The sequence below is a fragment of the Parapedobacter tibetensis genome, assembly GCF_024704835.1.
Taxonomy (GTDB): domain Bacteria; phylum Bacteroidota; class Bacteroidia; order Sphingobacteriales; family Sphingobacteriaceae; genus Parapedobacter; species Parapedobacter tibetensis.
The window spans coordinates 183931-206767 of sequence record NZ_JAMXBE010000012.1; the positions used below are offsets into that span (position 1 = coordinate 183931).

Sequence of the window (22837 nt, forward strand, 5' to 3'; positions counted from 1 at the left end):
CAATTGTAGATTTTAGATTTACGATTTTAGATTTCGATTAAAAGAATCGTAACACTAAAATCTAAAATCACTAAACTCTAATGTCCTTTAAATTCAACTGAAGATTGCGCTTATCGCGCCATACGTTCTCTTCGATGGTATAGCATATATCAACAACCTTGCCTGTATTGATCACATCCACATAATCTGCCAGCCCAAAGCCTATGCAATCAAAACCGACTGTTCCTTCCTGCATAACGGTCATCTTAAGGTGGTTGCCCCCTACGATCATCGCCTGCCCACAGGCATATACCTTTTTACTAAGGAATAATGGCCCTTCATTTTGCGGGCCAAACGGTTCGAACTGTTTCAAAATCCGGAAAAATTTAGCATCGATATCCGATAATGTCAATACCGCTTCGATATAAATTTCCTTTTGGAGCATACTTGGGCGGATACTTGCCGAGACCACTTCTTCAAAACGTTGTTGGAATGATTCAATATTTTCTGGCTTCATGGTCAGTCCCGCGGCATATTTATGCCCTCCAAATTGGTCAAGCAAATCGCTGCATGCGCTTAATGCCTCATACAGGTCAAAGCCAAGCACCGAACGGGCCGAACCGGCCACATGTCCATTGGTTTGGGTAAGTACTACGGTAGGGCGGTAATATTTTTCAGTAAGGCGTGATGCCACAATCCCGATGACCCCCTTATGCCAGTCGGGCTTAAATACCACGGTGGTTTTCCGTTGCTTAAGCACCTCGTCTGCATCAATGATTGCCAATGCCTCTTCCGTGATGCGGAGGTCAAAATCCTTCCGTTGGGTGTTTTGCACATCGATGCTGGCACTGTATACAACCGCTTCCTGCAATGATTTTGAAATCAATAACTTCACAGCGTCTTTAGCATGATCTATCCGCCCTGCTGCATTGATACGGGGGCCAATTTGGAAAACAATGTCATTAACTGTAAAATGGCTGTTTTTATGGGTAGATAGATCGATCAATGACTGCAATCCACAGCAGGGATTGGTATTGAGCTTATGGAGGCCGTAGTGGGTCAGCACACGGTTTTCACCCGTAATGGGCACAATGTCTGATGCGATGCTCACGGCTACCAAATCAAGGTATTGATAGCAATCATTGATATCCATGTTGTTTTTCAGGATAAAGGCTTGGATGATTTTGAACCCAATACCACAACCTGAAAGTTCCTTGTATGGATAAGCGCAATCTTCACGTTTAGGGTCAAGCACAGCCACCGCGTCGGGCAAGCATTCGCCCGGAAGGTGATGGTCGCCTATGATAAAATCAATGTTCTGCTGGCGGGCGTAAGTAACTTTATCCAGCGATTTGATGCCGCAATCCAATGCGATGATCAATGAAAAGCCGTTCTCGGCAGCATAGTCGATACCCTGGGTGGATATCCCATACCCCTCAATATAACGATCAGGCAAGTAATATTCCAAGCGTGAATGGAATTGCCTGAAAAAGCTGTATACCACCGCTACTGAAGTAGTGCCATCCACATCGTAATCGCCATAAATCAGTACCTTTTCATTGTTGCCGATGGCCTGCTCAATACGGGCAATGGCTTTGTCCATGTCACGCATCAGAAACGGGTCGTGTAGTGAAGACAAATCAGGCCGAAAAAAGCGCTTTGCCTCTTCGAAGCTTCCGATACCCCTATTGACCAAAAGATTGGCCAACACGGCACGGATACCAAGTTCTACTTGAAGTTTTTGTGACGCTATCTGATTATGGCAAGAAGCTATTGCCCATCTTTTTTGCATATCTTAGCACGCTACGAACGCGTAAAGATACAGTTTGGGAAGGTATTTACCTAACATTGGGGATACCGGCTCCACCACTCAGTTTATAACGTACAAAGGTTCAACGCAATATAAAAATGCAAGCATATTCCCTATACGAAGGCTCTTTTTCCGTAGACTCGTCGAAAAAATTCATTCCTTTCGATCCAACACAGCACGACAAGAAAGACCGCCCTGGCTCCCTATTCATCCATGTCCATCCTTTCCTCATTGAGTCAGCGGGCGGACTCCTCTTGCTGGATACTGGCTTGGGATTCACCAACGAAGAAGGCGGACTTTTGCTACATGACAATATCCGCGAAAAAGGTTTTGACCCGAACGACATAAGGTATGTGCTTTTGTCGCACCTACATAAAGACCATGCAAGTGGTATGGTCACCGGCGAAAACGGGAATATCCGCTTGGCATTCCCCGAAGCCGAATATGTTATCCAGCGGGGCGAATGGGAGGATGCATACAGCGGCAAATCCGATTCATATAAGACGGAAATCTTTGATATACTGCAACGAAGCGGCAACCTGTTGCTGGTAGAAGGCGATGGGGCATTGAATAACGAAATCCGTTACGAAGTTTCGGGCGGGCATACCGCACACCACCAGGTCTTCCACATCCGCACCGGAGGGGAGCATTTCTTTTTCGGGGGGGATGAAGCTCCCGAACCGGAGCAGTTCTTCAGAAATTTCGCTGCCAAATACGATTTCGACGGACGCAAGTCCATGACCCTCCGCCAGCAATACTGGGAGCAGGGATGCGCCGAGGATTGGGTATTCCTGATGTACCATTCTACCAATATCGCCATTGGGCGCCCCGAAGCGAAGGAAGATGGGGATTACCGATTGGTGGATGCGGTGGGTAAATAGCACATTGAAGCCGCTTGCCGGCGTGATGCCTTATTTAATCACATCTCTGTTCAAAAAAAACAGTTCATACACAACGAAGCTAACATAATAAGCAATCAACATGCATAACACTACCCTTAAAAACAGTAACCACTGGTTACGGTAAAACGGTGAAAAATACTGTTGGTAAAACCAAACGAAATACACCCATGGGAGCGAAGCGCTAAAAAAGTAGTACACGGTTACAGCAGTATTTACAGTAGTGATAAAAATCCACGGAATGTAGTAAAAGGCTATCGTAATTAGCATCTCTCCAGCCGCCCGATACGCATTCAATACTAAATGCTCGGCATAATTTTGCCTGCTCTTTCTAAACATCAGCAAGCTTACCAATGACAACACTGGAATCAGGAGGAGCGAAATTAACTTGACCTTGCCACGGTAGAATTCTACACGTTCCTCCTGCATTTCGTTGTCCTCGAACGACACGATATCCGACGTATGGATACGGGCAAGTCCACTGATATAATAAGAGAGCGCAATCAGTATAAGAAGCATTGTAAAATAGTTAAAATGCCTGACGCGTTTCCCTGCTACATATTCCCGGATGCTATGTCCCGGTCTTAAAAGCAGTCCTTTGGCCGTAAAGAGTATCCCTTTGTCCAAGTGAAATATGCCGTGGATAAAATCGTGAGAGAAAATATGCTTCAAAGAAAAACGATGGGTGGATGCCTTTTGGCCACACGCTGCGCAATAATTCCCCCGTATCTCGGCATTACAGTTTAAGCATTGCTTCATTTCTAGTTTAAATTTAGTGTTTCATGGGATTTTCGACAAAAAATCATTTTCTCAGTCTTTCTGGCATTTCTGTCAATAAATATAGAAATAATTTTACATCGTAATTAGTTACACAATTAAAATCGATTAATCATGGAATTGACTAAGGAACAAAAACTGATGCAAACCATCATCAACAGAACATGGGAAGATGAAGGTTTTAAACAAGAGCTAATTGCCAATCCTATGGCTGCCATTGAGAAGTTAACCGGCGAACGGGTTGTAATACCAGAGGGGAAAACCCTGGTGGTACGAGACCAAACAGATGAGAACACCATCTACATCAACATCCCGGCCGAGCGGAATTTCGACGATATGGAATTGAGTGAGGAGCAACTCGAAGCTGTGGCCGGGGGAAGCGCCTTACTTGATATCATCATGGTGCTCCCACCGAAACTCACCACAATACCCGTAATTATACGGTAGAAACGACTTTTATATGATATCATTTAGTAATCTTTTTATAAACAATTAAAATTATCGTATCATGGAATTCACACAAGAGCAAAAACTAATTCAAACCATTGTCAACAAGGCGTGGGAAGACGAAGCGTTCAAACAAGAACTGGTTGCCGATCCGGTAGCCGCTATTGCAAAACTTACCGGTAAAACAATCGAACTGCCCGAAGGGAAAAAACTAGTGGTACGTGATCAAACCATCGGATCCGTCATCTACATCAACATTCCGGCAAAGCCAGAATTGGATGCGGAGCTGAATGAGGAACAATTAGAAGCCGTGGCAGGCGGGGTTATAGATGGGGGATGTTTCCCACTTCCCTTTCCTACGTTTCCCATATTTCGGTTATTATAATCAGTTAATAAACAACATAAAATCAAAAAATCATGGAAGTTACACAAGAACAAAAGTTGAATGCTCAAGTCGTACAAAGAGCATGGGAAGACGCCCAATTTAAGAGTGAGTTGATGGCGAATCCAGTTGAAATAATGGAAAAATTAACGGGTCATAAGATTAATTTACCCGAAGGACAAAAAATGGTGGTAGTAGACCAATCAAATGAGTCTACAGTTTACTTTAATATTCCAAGAAAAGTAGACTTTGATACGCTGGAGCTGACTGAAGAGCAGTTGGAACAGGTAGCGGGTGGGATTACCCCAACATTTATAGCAGTTGGCTATGGCTTTGCTGTCGGAGTTGCGGTTTGGGCGGCAACCGGTGACTAAAGAACAAATAATGTAAATATAAAACTAAAAAAAAATGAATATCACATTAGAACAACAGGAAAAAGGTGCAGAGTTGATGAAAACCCTTACCCAGAAGGCTTGGGAAAGTGCATCGTTCAAAGAGCAATTGGTAAAAAATCCTGTAGCAGCAATTGAGGAGGTTACGGGAAAGAAATTAGCAAACTTTGATGATAAAAGAGTAGTTGTAGAAGATCAAACGGATGAATCGGTAATCTATCTCAATATTCCGGCAAAAATTGATATAAATGAGCTTGAGTTAACCGAAGAACAATTGGAGACGATTGCCGGCGGAGTGACTCCTGCTGCATATGTTGCCGGTGTGGCTCTCGGTATTGGTGTATGTGCACTTGTTGATTATATGAGAGGTTAAAATTTAATTTCTTAACTTTACTACTTTTTAAAACAACTACTCCTCATGGGTAGTTGTTTTAAAAAGTTTTCATCGTTCGGATCAACTTTTAGCATGAATTATGAGTAATAGAAATTTAAGTTTACCTTTTATCATAGTCGCTATAATATTAGGAATCACAATATATAAAGATTTCGATTTCAATACATTTACGTTCAAAGAAACGTGGTTGGATGTCGTATATATTGTTACGTTTATCTATGTCTTGATTATTCTGTTTAAGAAGAAGAAAAAAGTAGATAAATAATTTAGAAGCGATGAATAATCGTTACGCACCCGTATGGAAAACAGTACAGAATATTTGGTCAGAAATGAGCCTGACAAGATTCCGTTTGTCGATATACTGCTGTCTTATGCTGAGCGTTTCTTATATGACCTGGAACAGATAAATGCATCCAATGAGTTAATCGACAAACTTCATCTAACTCTTTTGCAGGAGCTCAGTTTAGTTGCGGAAATAACGTTGCAAGAGGAGTTAGCATATTTTAAAGGCAATGAAACAGGCACCTATCAGGAGTTTGTAGAAACAACCAATTTAGTATTGGCAGTTAAATACCCCGTCCTGGATAACATCTTAAAAACCATTGCAAATAACTATTTAAAACATATACAAAATATATTTTCAAATTTTAGTAAAGACTTTTATGTTATTGCAGAAGTTTTCTCTTTAGAAACTAATAAAAATATCATCATTGAGGACATAGACACAGGCCTTGGTGATGGGCATCGTGGAGAAAGTACTGCCTTAATTACGTTGGCTGATGGTACAAAGCTGATATACAAACCCAGGAATATTGATGTAGCGATTTCATACAACCAATTTATCGACTGGGTTAATCGCAAATTAACTACCGATCTGAAAACGATAAAATGTCTGAACTGCGGGAGTTACGGCTGGCTGGAGTTTATTCCTTATCGGGCAGCCAAGTCTCCCGATGAATTGCAGGAGTATTATTACAAAGCAGGAATACTCTTAGCAGTTACCCTCCTTTTGGGAAGCAAAGACTGCCATTATGAAAACATCATCGCATCGGGAAGTAATCCGGTTATTGTCGATCACGAAACGATCATCCAGCCGGTCCTTTCAAATCAATCCATCCGGACGTGGGATGATCAGCACAACGTGCCTCATTTTTCGGTGCTGGAAAGCATGTTGATCGTTAGCCGACACACAGGTATTCCTTTAGCGTATGCCGGATATGGTAGCAAAGGAAATGTTGAAGCTATGGATTTAGCGAAGAAAGTAATTGACCCGAATACCATTGATTCTAGGAGAAATACCCGTTTTGTTTTCAGGAAACTGGTGAAAGATAACGTACCATTATATAAGGATACCCATGTGTTTGCTAATGCTTACAAGAATTCTTTTATAGCCGGTTTTTCAGCCACCTACGATGTATTTATGGATTCGAGAGAAGAGTTAATATCTTGCAATTCCCCAATACAATTCTTTGATAATCGGAAAATCCGTTATGTATGGAGACCCTCTTTTGTATATTTCAGCATCTTGAAGTACATGCGAAGTGCGTCTTTTATGTCGAGTTTTGAGACATACCGATCAAAATTGTATGAATTGATGTCAAAAGCTTATCAGAAAGGAAATTTTAGCGATTATAAATTTATCCTCAAATGCGAGATGGAGCAACTATTAGCTGGCAACATCCCTTTATTTAATCTTGACAGTTTAGCTTGTCATTTAGAAGAAGATAAGTCATTTAAAATCTTCAGGTATCATTGTATTGAAAACATTAAGCGTAGGGTTCGTTCCTTATCGATTCATCACAAAAACGAACAAATCGAACACATTACAAAATGGCTGACGACAATCAGATGAACATTTTAACTATACCCTACTTTGCTGGTGGACTCTCGCATTTGATTCCGCTGTATGTTTTACATCATCGGTGGTTAAGCAATATTGCCGGAATCAACAATCAGTTTTTGGTTAATAGTCGCGCACAGAAATTCCTCGTGATGCACGGCATACGCTGTATGCCTTTAGCTTATGATTTTGAAGAGCATCTGCTTACGTCCGATCATGCTTTGCGGACAAAAGCGTATGTCATGGAAATGGAAAATAGGGCTTTTGGTATGGCAAAGCCATCGTTGATTATCGAAGATACTTCTTTTTTTACTCCGCTGATCGCTGAGAAAAACCAACTGCCAAGAATTTCAATTCAGCGAACCGGGATTTTTAGATCAATTGATAAGCGATTTAGAAACAGTAGTCATGTACATTCACTACAGAAAGGCGGTTATATTCAAAAATCTGATTTCTTTTCAGATCGGAACAATTTAGAGGTACCTACATTTAATGATTCCGATTCGTACTTTTTGCAACAATACGCAAAACCAAAAGTTAAGATTATTCCTGGAATACCTACAATCGAACGTTTACCGGAGAACATGGAAGATCGGGAATCCTATTTCTATTCCGGGCCGCTGATTGTTATGGATAAACCTTCGAAGAATCTATCGAATAGATTGGATGAATTTCTAGATATCAATAAACAAAAACCAATTGTTTTTATCACTACCGGTACAATAGACAAAACGCCGATAGCAAATTTTATAGCGTTCTTTGCAAAGCGCAACTACGCTGTTATTACGACCTGTGATTGTGAAATAAACGAAACCTACAAGCGAGCGGTTTTTTATAATAAACTGCTTCCCCTAAACTATATATGCGGGATTTCAAATTTAGTGATTCATCAATGCGGTTCAGGAATGTACCATTACCCAATAATGAACAGGGTACCTTCCTTAACAATAGGTACTCAATGTTACGACCGAGAAGACATAGCACTAAGGTTACAGGAACTTGGTGTTTCTGGTCACATACCTCACCCAAATGATAATCCTAACTATTGGAATATTTTTCTCGAAATGGTGAATAAATTTGAGAAAAATATATTAACAGATTATGACATGATGGACAAACTACAAATTGAAATAAACGAAACCATGTCAAATTTTAAAATGGAAAAAGTTATTCAATACGCCTTGGCATAAAAGCGTATGTTCCTAATATAGTACTCCCACAACCGTTATCCTCCTTACCGCATGTTTTCTAACCGGAGTTGGAATCGGTGTCCCATACAAATAATCATTCCACCCCCGCAATTATACTGAAAACCTACGCGGATATAAGTCACGCATTAAGACAACATTTCAACCATACTAACTTAGCTTTTGCAAAGCTAAGTAATGGTAATCGCCATGAATATATTGACACAGGCTAAACATAGTCTAAAATACCTGATTACAGGGATTTTTTCTACAAAATAACCTTCGATACTTGATATATATAATATTGACTACCAAAGCTTCAGCAAGAACCCCATAGCTTGTCAGTTTTGACAGTTTAGTGGTCAGTTTTATACCATTATTCATAAGTAGTTTTAACAATACAAAAATAATCAAGTTAAAAAACCCAATATGATAATCAAGTTATTAAAAAACACTTGGAAACATGAAGTTTTGAGGATTTGACATCACATTAGGTAATGATGCTGACAAAATAAAATTAGGGCAGCAGGTGGTTTGTGGTGTATAGGCAGCAGGTTTCTTTCCTCATCAAAAAATTGACAAATGCTTAATCTATTAGAGATGTTAGCGTAAAGGATTTTACGCAAGCTTGGAAAGTAAAACACCAATTGAAACAACCACACAACACAAAAAGAGTTTTCTTAAATCAATACACAGGACACCAAACCATTAAATGAATAAGGAGTAGCGAACAAAAATGTAGAACAACATCATCACATCACAAACAAGCTTATGGATAGCCAAAATACCCTTACAGACTTGAGATCATCAGACACCCTGTTGAAATTGGTCGACAGCATTAAGAACCCGCTGTCATCCATTATAGCAGCCAATGACGTAGCTACTAAACGAACCCGGAATCATCATTCCCATAAGACAGCAGCAGAGGTGACTTTACAAAACAGCAAGATGATTGCAGATTTAATCGATGAAGTTGTTAAACATGCTTCAACGCGCCACGTTCAAAAACAGGCTCCGTTGATATTTGAATTGTATGAAACGCTCCCTCACGTCCAGGCTATGTGTTCGGATAGCATTGACCCCAAAAAGATTTCCAAGACCGATCAAACCTGGCTAATGAATTTGGAACATGTAGTTTTCGAAGAGATAAAGAAAAGCCAAATCAACTTGTTTAGCTTGGCATTCGAAGTCTCCGTAAGTGAACGTCAATTGCACCGTAATATCAAGAAATTCCTTTCCCTAACACCAAACAAATACATACGGATATTAAAGTTGCATAAAGCTAAAAATCTGCTAGAAGATTATGCGTATAGGACGATAGCAGAAGTAGCCTATGCCGTAGGTTTTAGTGATACTTATTATTTTTCAAAAATGTTCCACAACCAGTATGGTATCATGCCCAGGGAGTTGCTTCCCAAATAGGTAGGACTAAAGGCAACTCGTGCATTCAGCTTTGGAACTGACAAAAAGACAACGGCAAAGCCAACAATTGATCGCCTATCTGATTAAGGTTTGTTGGAAAAACCCAACCTTTAAAAAGCGGTTTATTGCATCCCCCGTAGAGACCATTGAAAAAGTAACCGGCAAGCCAAGCCATTTGCCGGAAGGAATGCGGGTAGTAGTGGAAGATCAGTCCGATTCTTCAATCATCTATTTAAACATCCCAGCAAAACCACCCGGTATTTCTATGCTCAAATAAAAGCTTCGGTTACCGAAGCAAACCATTAAAGTCACTACCATATATCGTATTTGTCAGTTTTGACAGGTTTCTTGACAGTTTCACATTCGCTTATCTACCTACATTTGAATGGAGTAAAAAACGGTTATGGTATCGTAACCCCTTTGGAAATCATTAACATGGAGACGAATGAAACGCGTACTTTTTTTATTAGGCCAACTGAATGATCTGGACATCGAATGGATGATCAACAACGGTCATAAAGCATCCGTAAAAGCCGGGGATGTATTGATCCACAGGGATGAGGAGATTGAAAATCTTTACATCGTACTCGCTGGACAACTCTCCATCCGAGACGGTATTACCAACATTAATGAGATTGCTACAGTTGGCGCAGGTGAGATTTTAGGAGAAATGTCCTTTTTGGAAACCAGGCCTCCATCTGTATCCGTAATGGCAACGGTGCCCTGCGAAGTCTATGCGATTTCCCGTACGTTGATCGCTGAACGCATGCAACTCGATATCCAGTTTAGAGCCAATTTCTATTATGCACTGGCACTCTTTCTATCCAATAGGTTGCGTAAAACCACGGACCAATTGGGATACGGCATACCAGAAGAAGCAGACCTCATAGACCATAACATTCTTGAAGGTGTCGCACAAGCAGGGGCTAGGTTTGACCAGATCCTAAAGAAATTCGCTGAGGTATAATAAGCTGGATCACTCCTTTTTTACGGTAAGAATAGGTGTTCACCTTACGCCAAACCACGTTATGAATTTGAAAACAGGTATACACTTTTGCATCTTTTTATTGGTTTTACCATTTGGTACGTTTGGCCAGTCGGCTATTGAGGGAGATTTAATCATGCTATCCGAATTGACGTTATCAAAGAGTCCACTTATCCAAAGAAATGCGTTGGAAATCGACCAAGCTGAGGCCAATCTGCGTACACAACGGAGCACTTTCGATTATCAGTTGTCATCTGGTATCAATGCCAGCAGGAACAACCTTACACCTTTTAATGCAGATCCACGTCAGCAATTTTTGACGTCCAATTTAAAAACCAATAACCTTGATTTCTATGTGGCCATGCAAAAAAAGCTACGCACTGGGATGGTAGCCGATATTAGCACTAATTACTCTCGGGTATATGACAACTTCCCATTCAACACATACAATGAAGAGGTAGGGCCAAATGTTTCAGACCATGCTACATCGACTACCCTTTCCCTTACACAGCCTTTATTAAGGGGCAACAGTGTAAAGGTAAACACCGCATTTGAAAACGCTGCCAAACTGGATGTGGAAAGCGCTTATCAAAATTTCGAATTAAATGGGGCTTTTGAAGTGCTGCAGATGGGAACAACCTACTGGCAGTATTTGGGAGCATTCAGAAGTTTGGAAATCTTCCGGGAAAACGAAGACCGGGTCAGAAATGTCCTGGAAATCACCCAAGAACTCGTTAAAGCGGATAAAAAACCGGCAAGTGACCTCGTGCAAATCAAGGCCGACCTCGCTGAGCAGGAACGGCAGACAACTGTGGCTCTTCAAAACTTGTACAACGCACGGGTAAATTTGGGTAGGGCCATCGGGCTAAACGAGGCACAAAGTAGATCCATAGGAAATCCTACAAATGACTTTCCAGCCATTGTAGCGTCACGATTCAATGAAGAGGTCGACGTTGAATCTATGATGGCATTGGCCAGGAACCGTAGAAGTGACATCCAAGCATTTCAAAATACTCAAGATGCCCTAGCACTTCAGCTTTCAGCCACTAAGAATGCCGTGTTGCCGATATTGGACCTAGCTGGCTTTTATACCTATGGAGGAGCGGCTGTAGGTGGTGGCGTGGATCGCTTTTTTAACACGTTTGGAAACAGGCAAGGACGCAACCACATAATAGGCCTAAGCCTTACATTTTCATTGCCGGTCAACAATAATTTAGCCCTCGCCAATCTAGCAAAAAGCAAAATCGCCTTGACCGACCAGAACATATCCTATGAAAATCTATTGAGAAACATCGATTTGAATGTTAGCATCGCATTAAACAACCTTGAAAACAGCGTGTCGATACTTGAAAAAGCTAAAGAAACACTGGAATACTACCAAGAGGTATTCGACAATGAGCAGGTAAGGTTCCAGAATGGTCTGACCACCCTACTGAACCTCATTTTGTTTCAAGAGCGCCTGACCTTCGCGCAATTGGAATACCTAACGGCACAACAGCAATTTGCTGTATCCATCATCAATCTTCGATATGAAACCGGCACACTCATTTCGATGAAGGCAGGCAAAGAAATACAATCGATTGAACGAACAGCATTTTATACAATACCTAGTATTCATTAAAACGATAGCGGTATGTCTACACCATTTTTTAGAAAAGCGGCATTGGAAAAACTCTCCACACCAGAGAAATTGGACCAACTGATCAAAGTCACCGAGCCGAGGGCTTGGGTTACCCTCACAGCCATCGCCGTTCTTTTAGCGACAGCAATTGCGTGGTCGTTTTGGGGGAACGTAAAAACCAAACTTAACGTGGTAGGCGTATTGTTGGGCGGTGAAGTTCATGAAGTGGTGTCTACATCGCAAGGCCAACTCATCAGTTTGAAAGTGAAGATCGGTGACCAAGTCAAGGAGGGTGACGTCATTGCCAAGATCGAACAACCGCAAATATCCCAGCAAATCGAGGAAGCCAAAGCACTCTTGGTTGAGCAGCAGTTTGAATTGGAGCGGTTGAAATCCTTTGGGTCACAAGATTCCAAGTTGCAAAATGAATTTATCCGCCAACAGCAATCAAGTATCCAATTGCAAATCGGAACCCAAAGAAAGACACTGGAATTTCTCAGAAATCAGCTCGATACCGAAAAAGACCTACTCAAGAAGGGGTTGATTACCACCTCCCAAGTAATCAATACAGAACAGCAGATTGAAGGAGCCATCAACCAAATCGAGAACTTAAAAGCGCAATCAGCACAAACTTCTTCACAAAAACTAAACCTGGATTTTGATTCTGGCCAGCGAGTCAACTTAGTCAAACAGCGTATTGCACAAACCGAAAGGAATATTGAGCAGCTACTGGAGCGATACGACATACAATCCAACATAAAAAGCCCTTATAAAGGCGAAGTAGTAGAAGTGTTGACCGATGCAGGGATCATGGTGGCACAAGGGGCACCGTTGTTCAAACTCAAAAATCAGGATGAACTTACAGGTGATTTGCGCGGGGTACTTTATATACCGTCTCAGGATGGGAAAAAAATAAAAGTTGGCATGGAAGCATTGGTAGCGCCGTCAACCATACAACCTCAAGATTTCGGGTTCATGAAGGGTACGGTTACCTATGTATCGGATTTTCCGATTACCCAAAAAGGCATGATGACTTCGGTCAAAAATGACCAATTGGTTCAAAGCCTATTGGGGGTAGGAGCGCCGTTTGAAGTTCATGTAAAATTTGAAAAAGACACCGCCGCTTATAGCGGTTTTCGATGGACTTCAGCTAATGGCCCCAAAGTGCAAATCAAAGAGGGCACATCATGCCTGGGAAAGGTAACCGTCAAATCAGAACCGCCCATTACCATTGTTGTTCCAGCGCTTAAGAAATTCTTTGATCTATATTAAATACCGCTAAACATGATAAGTAATGTCTTGAAGCTTAAGAAACATGGCCATCGCGTAAAGACACCGACGGTACTCCAAATGGAAGCCGTTGAATGCGGTGCAGCAGCATTGAGTATCATGCTAGGGTATTTCGGCAAATTTGTCCCTTTGGAAAAATTGCGAATTGCTTGTGGCGTTTCCAGAGATGGCCTCAAAGCTACCAACCTATTAAAAGCTGCCAGGGAGTACGGATTGGAAGCCAAAGGTTATGCCAAGTCCATTGAGAAGCTCAAGGAAATGGAGATGCCTGCTATCGTTTTTTGGAATTTCAATCATTTCCTAGTCATTGAAGGGTTTACAAAAGATAAAGTCTACCTGAGTGACCCTGCACAAGGACGGTATCAGGTCAGCCATCAAGAATTTGACGAAGCGTTTACCGGTGTTGTAATGACCTTCAAACCCGGCGAGGGGTTTGAAAAAGGAAATGAAAAGACTGGTTTAATACCATCCTTAGCTACCCGGATTTCCAGTTCCAAATCAAGTGTTATTTTCATTATCCTGGCTAGCTTATTTTTGGTTATCCCGGGGCTCATCATCCCCTCATTTACCCAAGTTTTTATCGATCGGTATTTGGTCAATCAAGTTACTGGGTTTGTGATGCCATTACTGTTGGTCATGGGTGGCATTCTGTTAATCAATTCAGCTTTGGTATACATTCAGCAATACTATCTACTCCGATTGGAAACCAAGCTTGCCTTAACCACCTCCAGTAAATTCCTGTGGCATGTATTCCACTTGCCCATTGCCTTCTTCACGCAACGATACAGCAGCGAAATTGGCAATAGGGTAACACTAAACGACAAGGTGGCGAGGCTCCTGAGTGGTGAGCTTGCCACGGCATTCCTGAATGTCATTGTTGTAATTTTTTACGCCATGTTGATGTTTTCATACGATGTGGTCCTAACCACGATAGGCATTGCAATGGCGGCCATTAATGTCTTTGCTTTAAGACTTGTCTCAAGAGCGCGAAAAGACGGCAACCGGCGTCTCATCAATGAAAATGGCAAGCTGCTCGGCACCACCACCTCTGGAATAAGTATGATAGAGACCTTGAAGGCCTCCGGGAGAGAAAATGATTTCTTCATGAATTGGGCTGGTTACCTAGCCAAGGTAATCAATGCACAGCAGGAATTGGGCTGGCTGACCATCAAATTGAATATTATCCCGCCATTGCTCACCTCGTTGACCACAACCTTGGTTTTGGGCATTGGTGCGATGCGCGTGATGGATGGCCATATGACACTGGGTATGCTGGTCGCCTTCCTGTACCTGATGAACAACTTCATTCGTCCCGTCAACCAACTGGTCTCTGTTGGCAGTTTACTGCAAGAGACCGACGGCGACATGAACCGGATCGATGATGTCTTGAATTATGGGATATCAGAGGAGTTTACCCAGCAAGAGCACTCAAACCCTATAGATACAACAGCAAACGAACAGCGCGAAGAAGAAGCAGCTGAAAGCACCGCTAAACTTATCGGGCATGTAGAAATCAGAGACCTGTCTTTTGGTTACACGACAACGATGCCCGCGTTGATAGCCGATTTTAATTTGACACTAAAGCCGGGCCGTAGGGTAGCATTGGTTGGCGGTTCCGGCAGTGGAAAGTCTACCATTGCACGCTTGGTAGCCGGCCTCTATACCCCGTGGTCAGGATCGATACGATTCGATGGGAAGGCAAGGACCGATATCCCGCGACATTTCGTCAATGAATCCGTGGCAGTTATTGATCAAGAGGTATTAATGTTTAAGGGTACTGTAGCAGAAAACATTTCCTTTTGGGACACCAAAATGCCGGAAAGCCAGATCATAAAATCTGCCCATGATGCTGCGATCCACGAAACCATAGCCGCCCGGCACAGTGCCTATGATAGCGAAGTGGCCGAACGTGGCACAAACTTCAGTGGTGGACAACGCCAGCGGCTGGAAATCGCCAGAGCACTCTCGCTCAACCCATCGGTTTTGATCATGGATGAAGCAACCAGTGCACTAGACCCTACATCGGAAAAATCGGTCATGGACAATATCAAAAGAAGAGGCTGCACTTGCCTGATTGTGGCACATCGACTAAGTACGATCAAGGATTGCGATGAAATCATCGTGCTGAAATTCGGAAAGATTGTAGAACGGGGAACACATACTGAATTGCTAGCCCAAAACGGGCTGTATGCCGATTTGATCAGTTCAAAATAATATCAGCGTATGTCAGAAAGAAAAAAAATCAGTTTGGGCGCAAACAACTCCTTGGTCTTGGGGAGCCATGATAAATGCTGGATGGTTGTCGCGGGTGAAGTGGATGTGTTTTATGTGAGTGTTGACGAAAATGGAAACTACTGCAGCCAGCTACATCACCTATATAGCGCCAAAAAGGGAGAAATTCTATTCAGCCTATTAACACGCCCGCTGGAACGCGGCATCAAACTCGTTGCGCAAGGAGCTGAGGCCAAGCTCATCGAATTGGATAAAAACCAATTGATGAATGTAGACCATAAGTTTCTAAAATTCTACATCAATAAATGGATACAGAAATTATCCGAAAAACTGATTCAAGAAAACATTCCCCGTGTTTATAAGCCGTTAAAGGAAGGTATGGACATCATGTTATCAGAACATGAAATTGCTTATCCTCCCAAGGATATCGTGTGGTGCAGTAAAGTCGAGGGAGATGTACTTAAATATGCAGGTTCCATTTCATACGATTCCACAGCGCAATATCCCTATCCATTCCCTGTAGGCCGTAACCTATGGATAAAAGCTTTGGGTAACGATGTCAAATTGAAAGTGCTGGATACAAGGGCAGTAGTAGCAGATGATATTTTTTTCATGCTCGCGTTGAACGACATCCAAGAATACTTCTATAAGCAGGTAATTGACGTTGAAAAGTCGGCGAAAACTAAGGAAAAGGATCGGATCGTCAATAAAATATATGCCGATGATGAAACCCTGAATACCACATTGCAGGAACTGGGAGCCATTGTGGACAAAGACCGCTCAAAGAAACGCAGCTTCACCCACACACCCAAGACAACCCAAGACGATTCCGTCTTAGCCACCTGCCAACTTATCGGAGAAACCGTCGGGTTTAGGTTCATAGCGCCGAAATTGATGGAATCCTATACAAATAGTCCAACCCGTCAACTATTTGCCATTGGGCAATCTTCCAACGTTAGAATCCGAAAAGTGATTTTACGGGGCGCCTGGTGGAAGGAAGAAAACGGACACCTATTGGCCTTTACCAAGGATGAGAAGCAACCTGTAGCGTTGCTCCAAAGCAAAGCGAACACCTATACCCTGAAGGATGTCCGAACGTCTGTTGATATTCCCATAAACGAAGACATTGCCCAGTCACTTGAGCCGGTAGCCTATATGTTCTTTTTTGCATTTAATGGCAAAATGGCGTCGATCAAGAAAATCTGGAATTTCGCCGTCCGCGGTGTGCAACAAGATGCTGGCTATTTAGTCCTGGCGGCTTTCATAGGAAGTCTATTAGGGCTATTGGTGCCCGTCCTATCGGGGGTTATGTTCGATGATGTGATTCCAACGGCCGACCGAACAATGTTGGTTGAAGTTTTTGCAATCATGCTGATGATCGGCATCATAACAGCACTACTACAGTTGATCCAAGGTGTTTTACAGCTTAGGGTAGAAACCAAATCCAACCTGAACCTCCAAGGGGGGCTCATGGACCACCTGCTGCGCCTACCGGTATCCTTTTTCAGGAAATACACGGCGGGGGACTTAACCAATAGGGCGCTCAGCATTAACGCCATACGGCAAATCCTTTCGAATACCGTGATAACATCTGTGTTAAGCGGTACATTTTCGCTCGTCAATTTAGGTTTACTTTTCTATTATAATACGCGCCTGGCTTGGATAGGGGTCGGTTTGGCAGCTATTGCGATCATTTTTGTCGCTAGCATTGGATGGTTGAAGTTGGCCTACGACCGAGATATCTCAACCAAACAAGGCAATATCCAAGGCTTCTTATTTGAATTTCTTTCCGGAATCACCAAAATACGGATTACAGGAGCAGAGAAACGCATATTTTCGCTTTGGGCCAATCAGTTTTCGACATTGAAGAAACTTGGATTTAAGTCAGGGAGTCATCAAAATCGCATTCAGGTATTTAATGAATCCTATCCCCTACTCACCAATATCTTCTTCTTTTCGTTTATCTACTATACCGTCAGCAACGCCACATCAGCAAACGCCGCAATGATTTCTGTAGGTGCATTTATGGCATTTATCACGGCCTTCAATCAATTTCTGTCCGATGCCTTGAAGATGAGTTTATCTTTGATTTCCTCTTTAAATGTTGTGACACTATATGAACGTGTAAAACCCATCTTGGAAGAAACCCCTGAGTCGACGGATCACAATGCCGACCCTGGGGAATTAAGTGGAGCGATTGAATTGAATTCCATTTCGTTCAGGTATCACGAAAACCAGCCGTTGATATTGAAGGATATTTCGCTCAAAATTAAACCGGGGGAAATGATTGCTTTTGTCGGCCCATCCGGTTCCGGAAAATCAACCATCATGCGGATATTATTGGGTTTTGAGGAGGCCGAAGCTGGCTCGGTCTATTATGACGGAAATGCCTTTGACTCGTTAAATAAAGATCTCGTACGCCAACAGGTCGGTGTGGTCTTGCAACATGGCTCACTCATGCCGGGCAGCATTTATAAAAATATCATAGGCAATTCCGAGCTCAGTCTTGATGCTGCATGGGAAGCGGCAAGGATGGCCGGAATGGAAGAAGATATAAAAGCGATGCCCATGGAAATGCATACCGTGGTAAGCGAAGGCGCCGGAACGTTTTCCGGGGGCCAGCGGCAACGCCTAATGATTGCCAGAGCTATCGTGCATAAACCGAGGTTGATATTCATGGATGAAGCAACAAGTGCTCTGGACAACAAAACCCAAAGTATTGTTGCCGAAAGCCTGGATAACCTACAAGCAACGCGTATTGTAATTGCTCATCGGTTGAGCACAATTGCCAATGCGGATCGAATATACGTACTCGATCAAGGTTCAATCGTAGAATCAGGCACTTATCAAGAACTCATGCACAATGGAGGGCTTTTTTCAAATATGGCCAATAGGCAAATTGCTTGAATGAAATCCATGGCTGGCTTAACAGAAAGATACGAGTTGTTGAAGCGTTATACGACTAATCCGTTGGTAATAAAAGCGGTTCTTGGCTATACTCAAAACAAGTTTACACCGAAATCCCGGAATAGTCATTTCCTATCATTTCCACTACCCGATGAATCTTATGTCTCTTCTTGGGCTAAGTATGAAGAAGAATCTGAGAAAAATGGCGTGTTTTCGACATTGAAATCCTACTTGCCCCAATTGCAATTTCCCATCAAGCAAGGCATTAGCCTATCAGACGAATACCGGGCGGCCACGTTAAGCGGGACTACAATGAATAATAAGGCATCCCAAGCTGGCCTTATACTCAATGATGCCGAATCTTTAACGCTTCAAATCCATCAAAGCATAGCCGGTAAAATACCGGTACTCACCACGGCCAATGACGATGATTTTTGCAGTCTTATTCAGGCACTATCGCATAAAAACGAACCTGTGGTAATACCCAAATCAATGGGTGCAGCACTCATTAAAGGCATCAATAACTGGGGTCGGATCAAGGCGCTGCGGCAAAAATGGCAAATGGAGAATCCTTTTGGCAATTGGAAAGCAACGTTTTCAAGTGTTGTATTGCCCCAGAAGTCGAACTACCAAGACAACATTATCATTTTAAGCAGAAAGCCATATAGTGGCGTCTCATCCCAACAACTCGGCATCCCAAATGAACAATGGTTAGCACAATCTATGGAAATCAGGTTGGCTCATGAATGTACACACCTCTTTACCCTCCGTTACTACGGGCACATGGCGAATAATATGCATGATGAGTTGCTGGCCGACTATATGGGCATCACCGAAGTGTTGGGCAAATTTAATGCAGATTGGTTTTTGAAATTCATCGGATTGGAGAGGTACCCACAATACCGTGCCGGCGCAAGGCTGGAAAACTATCTTGGAAAACCTCCAATGGCAGCGGAAGCCCTTGAAATACTCAAAACAATACTGGTAAAAGCAACCAAGCATGTTGCCTTGTTTGATGAACATGTCGGCACACCATCCGACATGATGGATAAGGTACAACGTCTCTTAAGCCTATGTTCAATGGATTTAGTGGAAATGTCGAGCGAACAAGGTACTGAAAGGCTTATCGCCGCATATAACAGCATGCAAATTAACGTACTAAGTAATGGTTAATGTGAAGACTGAACGGTTATTGAAAGAGGTGAATAGTGTGCTCGGCCATGTATCCAACGCGTTAGAAGCCGAGCGAAGTTCGTTTTTCTTGATCAATAGACCGTTGTCAATCTTGGAAAGCATCGTTGCACAAGGTATTGAAAACCTCACATTAAGCATACCAATCGGAACGGGTATCGTAGGACGCGTGGCTGAAAGCGGCGTAGCTATTCTGGAAAATGATGTCCAAAGTTCTCCGATATTTGACCATTCCGTGGATGTGCAACTGAATTTTACCACGAAATCAGTGGTGTGCGTACCTGTATTTGATGACATAGGAAATACTATCGGAGCGTTACAATGCCTTAATTCAACACGTGGCGAGTTTGAGGAAAAAGACATCAGGGTTCTGGGCAGCTTCGCCCATACCATTGGTGCAATCGTTAAGAGCACGAAGCTTTATCACGCCAGTGACCAGCTCAAAAATAGCTATTCAACACTTTTAAATGTTTTCGGAGCGGTTACTTCTGAATTTGATTTGGACCACCTGATTCCGTTGATTATGTCGAAAGCAGCCCAGATAACCCAGGCCGATCGCAGCTCGCTGTTTTTCTTGGACGACGATACTGGCGAATTATGGACCAAGTATGCAAAAGGCCTTGAAACAGAAACTATACGGACCAAAAAGGGAATTGTAGGCTTGGTAGCAAAAAGTGGCAAGCCCTGTATTGTGAATAATCCTTACCAACACCCTCATTTCGATGCGTCCATAGATTTGAAAACAGGATACAAAACGGCATCTATTTTAAGTATCCCTATTTTCCGTTCTAATAACCAGATTTTGGGTGTTATTCAGGCCATCAACAAAATCGGTGGTCCGTTTAAATTGAGTGATTTATCAATCCTCGAAGGCTTCGCAAGTCAAATTCGGATTGCTATTGAAAATGCCCAACTTTTCAGACAGATCAATGGTATGAAAAACTACCTGAATATCCTGGTTGAAAACCTGGACAATGGTATCGTGACCATTGACAAGGCCGACAAGATTCAAACCGTGAATAGTGCTTTTTACAGGATATTTGGTCTAGACCGCAATCAATCCCTTGGCAATAGAAAAATCAACAATCTTGACACCGGGCTATTTTCGCTGTTAAGCCACAGCCACCATACCATGGCAACCGGCAAGAAACATTATGAGTACGGCCTTGAATTTATGACCGAAAAATCCAAAAATATTGTCACCAACTTAAGTATTCTCCCCATGCAAGATACCAATGGCGCCATCATCGGGGCAATAAATGTGTTTCATGATGTCACCAAGGAAAAAAGAATACATGCTAATTTAAGCAGATACATCCCCCAACACATTGTCAATGAGGTTATAAATAAGGATGACCTTTCCATTTTACAGAGTAAAAATAGAAAATGTAGCATCCTATTTTCTGACATACGGAATTTCACGAAACTTACAGAAGAATTGGGAGCGCCCCAAATTGTTGAGTTGTTGAATCGGTATTTTGATGCCATGGTAACTTCCATCCATAAACATCATGGAATTTTAGACAAATTCATCGGGGACGCGGTTATGGCGGTGTTCGGTGTGCCTTACACCAACTCCAGCGATGCAGTAAATGCCATCACGTGTGCGTTAGATATGTTTAGGGTAATTGAAGAAACCAACAAAAATCAAAATGGTAATGTCGAATTAAATATCGGGATTGGCATTAGCACCGGATATGTGGTTTCCGGCAATATCGGTTCTGAGAAAAGATATGAATACACCGTAATCGGCGACCCTGTAAATTTGGCGGCAAGGCTTGAAAGTGAAACCAAGAAATACGGTGTGAAAATATTAATATGTGAAAACACGTACCAGCAAGTTTCTACTGAATTTGAATGTAAAGCGATTGACACCGTACTGCTTAAAGGGAAACAACATCCTGTGAAAATATATACCGTTTTAGGACATAACACGGAGAAACCATAACTTCTATTTTCCCATCTCGAGTGCAACTCAGCATTCGAGCAATTCCTTATTATAATTTATGTACGCCTGTACGAATACGAACAACCAAATGTCCGTTATCGAACAGTGCTCAACTCGCCTAATAAATTTATTTCACTGAAATACAGCCTGTTAATTTTTTGGAACGGTAATGTAATATACTGGCATGAAACAATGAGCAGCGGGTCGGCATTGCGGGAATCCCAAGATAAAAGAAGGCTGTCTCGAAAAAATGGATTTAAAAATTAACAGATAAAAATTAAAAACAAAACATCATGAAAAATTTAGTATTAAGTGCGCTAGTCTTTGCAACAACAGTAGGAAACAGTATGGCGAACACCACCATGGAGACCGCTACTTACGAAATCGCAGACAACACCGAAATCAGGGATGAACAAAAACGCATCGACGCTTTCAAACAACAGCTTGCCTTCCATCAAAGGAATGTAGATGTGTTCTGGAATCAGTACAATCTGGAAGAAACACGGATAAAAAATAGCCGTGGGAGCCATACCGATCTGGACAGTGATAAGGCTTTTTTTCTAGGTGTCTACCAACAAGACATCGCTAAGGGCATACGTGTGGAGGAAAGCAAAAAGGCTATGACAGAAATAGAAGCCACATATGCTCAGAAGCATGCCGAAAGGGAAGCCTATGAAGGCAAGCGGATTGCCCTATTACAGGCTCATTTGAAGGCCGAATTGAAAAAAGAGCAGAAAAAATTTGAAAAGGTAAAGAAAAATAACGCGCAGCTCGTAAACGATGAAACGCTATCACTCTTACATGAGGTAGCGCAGTATTTTGCCCAATCCATCAAACGGGTAGAAAAAATGGCTGCAAACGACGACCAAGAAGCTATAGTAGCGTTATAAGTGTATTCGTTTTAGACCTTGCATAACATAATTAAGCGGGCGGCCCGATGACTAGGGCCGCCCGCTGTTTTGCATAAGGCCTACTGGCGCCTGCGTAGCCAGTGCTGTAGCAGCAGGGTCACTATGAAGCTCACCACCGCACCGAGGGCAGCGAACACGATGGTCTTCAGCACATCATGTATGCCCAACTGGCCAATGATGCAAATGACTTCCCTAAGATTAGTTATGGTTAATAGTGGAAAAA

At 42.4% G+C, this 22837-nt stretch carries 19 protein-coding genes; 17 read left to right on the forward strand and 2 right to left on the reverse strand.

Going from position 1 to position 22837, the window contains the following annotated elements; genetic code table 11:
* Nucleotides 1-70: 70 nt before the first annotated feature.
* Nucleotides 71-1771 (reverse strand): single-stranded-DNA-specific exonuclease RecJ, encoded by a 1701-nt coding sequence (gene recJ, locus NF543_RS18415; RefSeq protein WP_257669651.1) that lies wholly within the window; start codon nt 1769-1771, stop codon nt 71-73.
* 116 nt (nt 1772-1887) lie between these two features.
* Here recJ and NF543_RS18420 point away from each other — a divergent pair, with 116 nt between their 5' ends.
* Entirely contained in the window at nt 1888-2670 is a 783-nt protein-coding gene (locus NF543_RS18420) for an MBL fold metallo-hydrolase (RefSeq protein WP_257669652.1), read from the forward strand.
* Nucleotides 2671-2700: 30 nt separating this feature from the next.
* Here the strand turns inward: NF543_RS18420 and NF543_RS18425 are convergent, their stop codons facing one another.
* Complete coding sequence (locus NF543_RS18425) at nt 2701-3447, reverse strand: DUF3667 domain-containing protein (protein ID WP_257669653.1); 747 nt, start codon at nt 3445-3447, stop codon at nt 2701-2703.
* Between the two features lie 132 nt (nt 3448-3579).
* Between NF543_RS18425 and NF543_RS18430 the strand changes: the two genes are divergently transcribed.
* The 16 genes from NF543_RS18430 to NF543_RS18505 all read left to right on the forward strand — a co-directional run bounded on the left by NF543_RS18430 (nt 3580) and on the right by NF543_RS18505 (nt 22593).
* The gene (locus NF543_RS18430) at nt 3580-3912 is read left to right on the forward strand and encodes an NHLP leader peptide family RiPP precursor (protein WP_257669654.1); all 333 of its coding nucleotides are present in this window, start codon (nt 3580-3582) and stop codon (nt 3910-3912) included.
* A gap of 61 nt (nt 3913-3973) precedes the next feature.
* Complete coding sequence (locus NF543_RS18435) at nt 3974-4297, forward strand: NHLP leader peptide family RiPP precursor (protein ID WP_257669655.1); 324 nt, start codon at nt 3974-3976, stop codon at nt 4295-4297.
* 32 nt (nt 4298-4329) lie between these two features.
* The gene (locus NF543_RS18440; RefSeq protein ID WP_257669656.1) at nt 4330-4668 is read left to right on the forward strand and encodes a class IIb bacteriocin, lactobin A/cerein 7B family; all 339 of its coding nucleotides are present in this window, start codon (nt 4330-4332) and stop codon (nt 4666-4668) included.
* A 34-nt stretch (nt 4669-4702) separates the two neighbouring features.
* Nucleotides 4703-5059 carry a class IIb bacteriocin, lactobin A/cerein 7B family gene (locus NF543_RS18445; protein ID WP_257669657.1) on the forward strand — a complete coding sequence of 119 codons (357 nt, stop codon included), beginning with the start codon at nt 4703-4705 and terminating at the stop codon, nt 5057-5059.
* A 319-nt stretch (nt 5060-5378) separates the two neighbouring features.
* Entirely contained in the window at nt 5379-6932 is a 1554-nt protein-coding gene (locus NF543_RS18450) for a type 2 lanthipeptide synthetase LanM (protein ID WP_257669658.1), read from the forward strand.
* Nucleotides 6911-8110, forward strand: a complete 1200-nt coding sequence (locus NF543_RS18455; RefSeq protein WP_257669659.1) for a hypothetical protein — start codon at nt 6911-6913, stop codon at nt 8108-8110. The genes NF543_RS18450 and NF543_RS18455 overlap by 22 nt, the downstream gene beginning before the upstream one ends.
* A 768-nt stretch (nt 8111-8878) precedes the next feature.
* Nucleotides 8879-9529: a helix-turn-helix domain-containing protein gene (locus NF543_RS18460; protein ID WP_257669660.1), complete on the forward strand. Its 651-nt coding sequence runs from the start codon at nt 8879-8881 to the stop codon at nt 9527-9529.
* 31 nt (nt 9530-9560) lie between these two features.
* The gene (locus NF543_RS18465) at nt 9561-9806 is read left to right on the forward strand and encodes a hypothetical protein (RefSeq protein ID WP_257669661.1); all 246 of its coding nucleotides are present in this window, start codon (nt 9561-9563) and stop codon (nt 9804-9806) included.
* Nucleotides 9807-9974: 168 nt separating this feature from the next.
* On the forward strand, nt 9975-10496 hold the full coding sequence (locus NF543_RS18470; RefSeq protein WP_257669662.1) for a cyclic nucleotide-binding domain-containing protein: 522 nt from the start codon (nt 9975-9977) through the stop codon (nt 10494-10496).
* A gap of 61 nt (nt 10497-10557) precedes the next feature.
* Nucleotides 10558-12135 (forward strand): TolC family protein, encoded by a 1578-nt coding sequence (locus tag NF543_RS18475; RefSeq protein ID WP_257669663.1) that lies wholly within the window; start codon nt 10558-10560, stop codon nt 12133-12135.
* A 12-nt stretch (nt 12136-12147) separates the two neighbouring features.
* Nucleotides 12148-13407 (forward strand): NHLP bacteriocin system secretion protein, encoded by a 1260-nt coding sequence (locus NF543_RS18480; RefSeq protein WP_257669664.1) that lies wholly within the window; start codon nt 12148-12150, stop codon nt 13405-13407.
* Nucleotides 13408-13419: 12 nt separating this feature from the next.
* Nucleotides 13420-15639, forward strand: a complete 2220-nt coding sequence (locus NF543_RS18485) for an NHLP family bacteriocin export ABC transporter peptidase/permease/ATPase subunit (protein WP_257669665.1) — start codon at nt 13420-13422, stop codon at nt 15637-15639.
* Between the two features lie 9 nt (nt 15640-15648).
* Entirely contained in the window at nt 15649-18564 is a 2916-nt protein-coding gene (locus NF543_RS18490) for an NHLP bacteriocin export ABC transporter permease/ATPase subunit (RefSeq protein WP_257669666.1), read from the forward strand.
* A 9-nt stretch (nt 18565-18573) separates the two neighbouring features.
* Nucleotides 18574-19737, forward strand: a complete 1164-nt coding sequence (locus NF543_RS18495) for a DUF7005 family protein (RefSeq protein WP_257669667.1) — start codon at nt 18574-18576, stop codon at nt 19735-19737.
* Nucleotides 19730-21703, forward strand: a complete 1974-nt coding sequence (locus NF543_RS18500) for an adenylate/guanylate cyclase domain-containing protein (protein ID WP_257669668.1) — start codon at nt 19730-19732, stop codon at nt 21701-21703. The genes NF543_RS18495 and NF543_RS18500 overlap by 8 nt, the downstream gene beginning before the upstream one ends.
* Nucleotides 21704-21996: 293 nt before the next feature.
* Entirely contained in the window at nt 21997-22593 is a 597-nt protein-coding gene (locus tag NF543_RS18505; RefSeq protein ID WP_257669669.1) for a hypothetical protein, read from the forward strand.
* The last annotated feature ends 244 nt before the right edge of the window (nt 22594-22837 follow it).

Bases quoted from the DNA above. Each gene is read 5' to 3' on its own strand.
- recJ (WP_257669651.1), bottom strand. From the start codon at position 1,771: ATGCAAAAAAGATGGGCAATAGCTTCTTGCCATAATCAGATAGCGTCA.
- NF543_RS18420 (WP_257669652.1), top strand. From the start codon at position 1,888: ATGCAAGCATATTCCCTATACGAAGGCTCTTTTTCCGTAGACTCGTCG.
- NF543_RS18425 (WP_257669653.1), bottom strand. From the start codon at position 3,447: ATGAAGCAATGCTTAAACTGTAATGCCGAGATACGGGGGAATTATTGC.
- NF543_RS18430 (WP_257669654.1), top strand. From the start codon at position 3,580: ATGGAATTGACTAAGGAACAAAAACTGATGCAAACCATCATCAACAGA.
- NF543_RS18435 (WP_257669655.1), top strand. From the start codon at position 3,974: ATGGAATTCACACAAGAGCAAAAACTAATTCAAACCATTGTCAACAAG.
- NF543_RS18440 (WP_257669656.1), top strand. From the start codon at position 4,330: ATGGAAGTTACACAAGAACAAAAGTTGAATGCTCAAGTCGTACAAAGA.
- NF543_RS18445 (WP_257669657.1), top strand. From the start codon at position 4,703: ATGAATATCACATTAGAACAACAGGAAAAAGGTGCAGAGTTGATGAAA.
- NF543_RS18450 (WP_257669658.1), top strand. From the start codon at position 5,379: ATGGAAAACAGTACAGAATATTTGGTCAGAAATGAGCCTGACAAGATT.
- NF543_RS18455 (WP_257669659.1), top strand. From the start codon at position 6,911: ATGGCTGACGACAATCAGATGAACATTTTAACTATACCCTACTTTGCT.
- NF543_RS18460 (WP_257669660.1), top strand. From the start codon at position 8,879: ATGGATAGCCAAAATACCCTTACAGACTTGAGATCATCAGACACCCTG.
- NF543_RS18470 (WP_257669662.1), top strand. From the start codon at position 9,975: ATGAAACGCGTACTTTTTTTATTAGGCCAACTGAATGATCTGGACATC.
- NF543_RS18475 (WP_257669663.1), top strand. From the start codon at position 10,558: ATGAATTTGAAAACAGGTATACACTTTTGCATCTTTTTATTGGTTTTA.
- NF543_RS18480 (WP_257669664.1), top strand. From the start codon at position 12,148: ATGTCTACACCATTTTTTAGAAAAGCGGCATTGGAAAAACTCTCCACA.
- NF543_RS18485 (WP_257669665.1), top strand. From the start codon at position 13,420: ATGATAAGTAATGTCTTGAAGCTTAAGAAACATGGCCATCGCGTAAAG.
- NF543_RS18490 (WP_257669666.1), top strand. From the start codon at position 15,649: ATGTCAGAAAGAAAAAAAATCAGTTTGGGCGCAAACAACTCCTTGGTC.
- NF543_RS18495 (WP_257669667.1), top strand. From the start codon at position 18,574: ATGGCTGGCTTAACAGAAAGATACGAGTTGTTGAAGCGTTATACGACT.
- NF543_RS18500 (WP_257669668.1), top strand. From the start codon at position 19,730: ATGGTTAATGTGAAGACTGAACGGTTATTGAAAGAGGTGAATAGTGTG.
- NF543_RS18505 (WP_257669669.1), top strand. From the start codon at position 21,997: ATGAAAAATTTAGTATTAAGTGCGCTAGTCTTTGCAACAACAGTAGGA.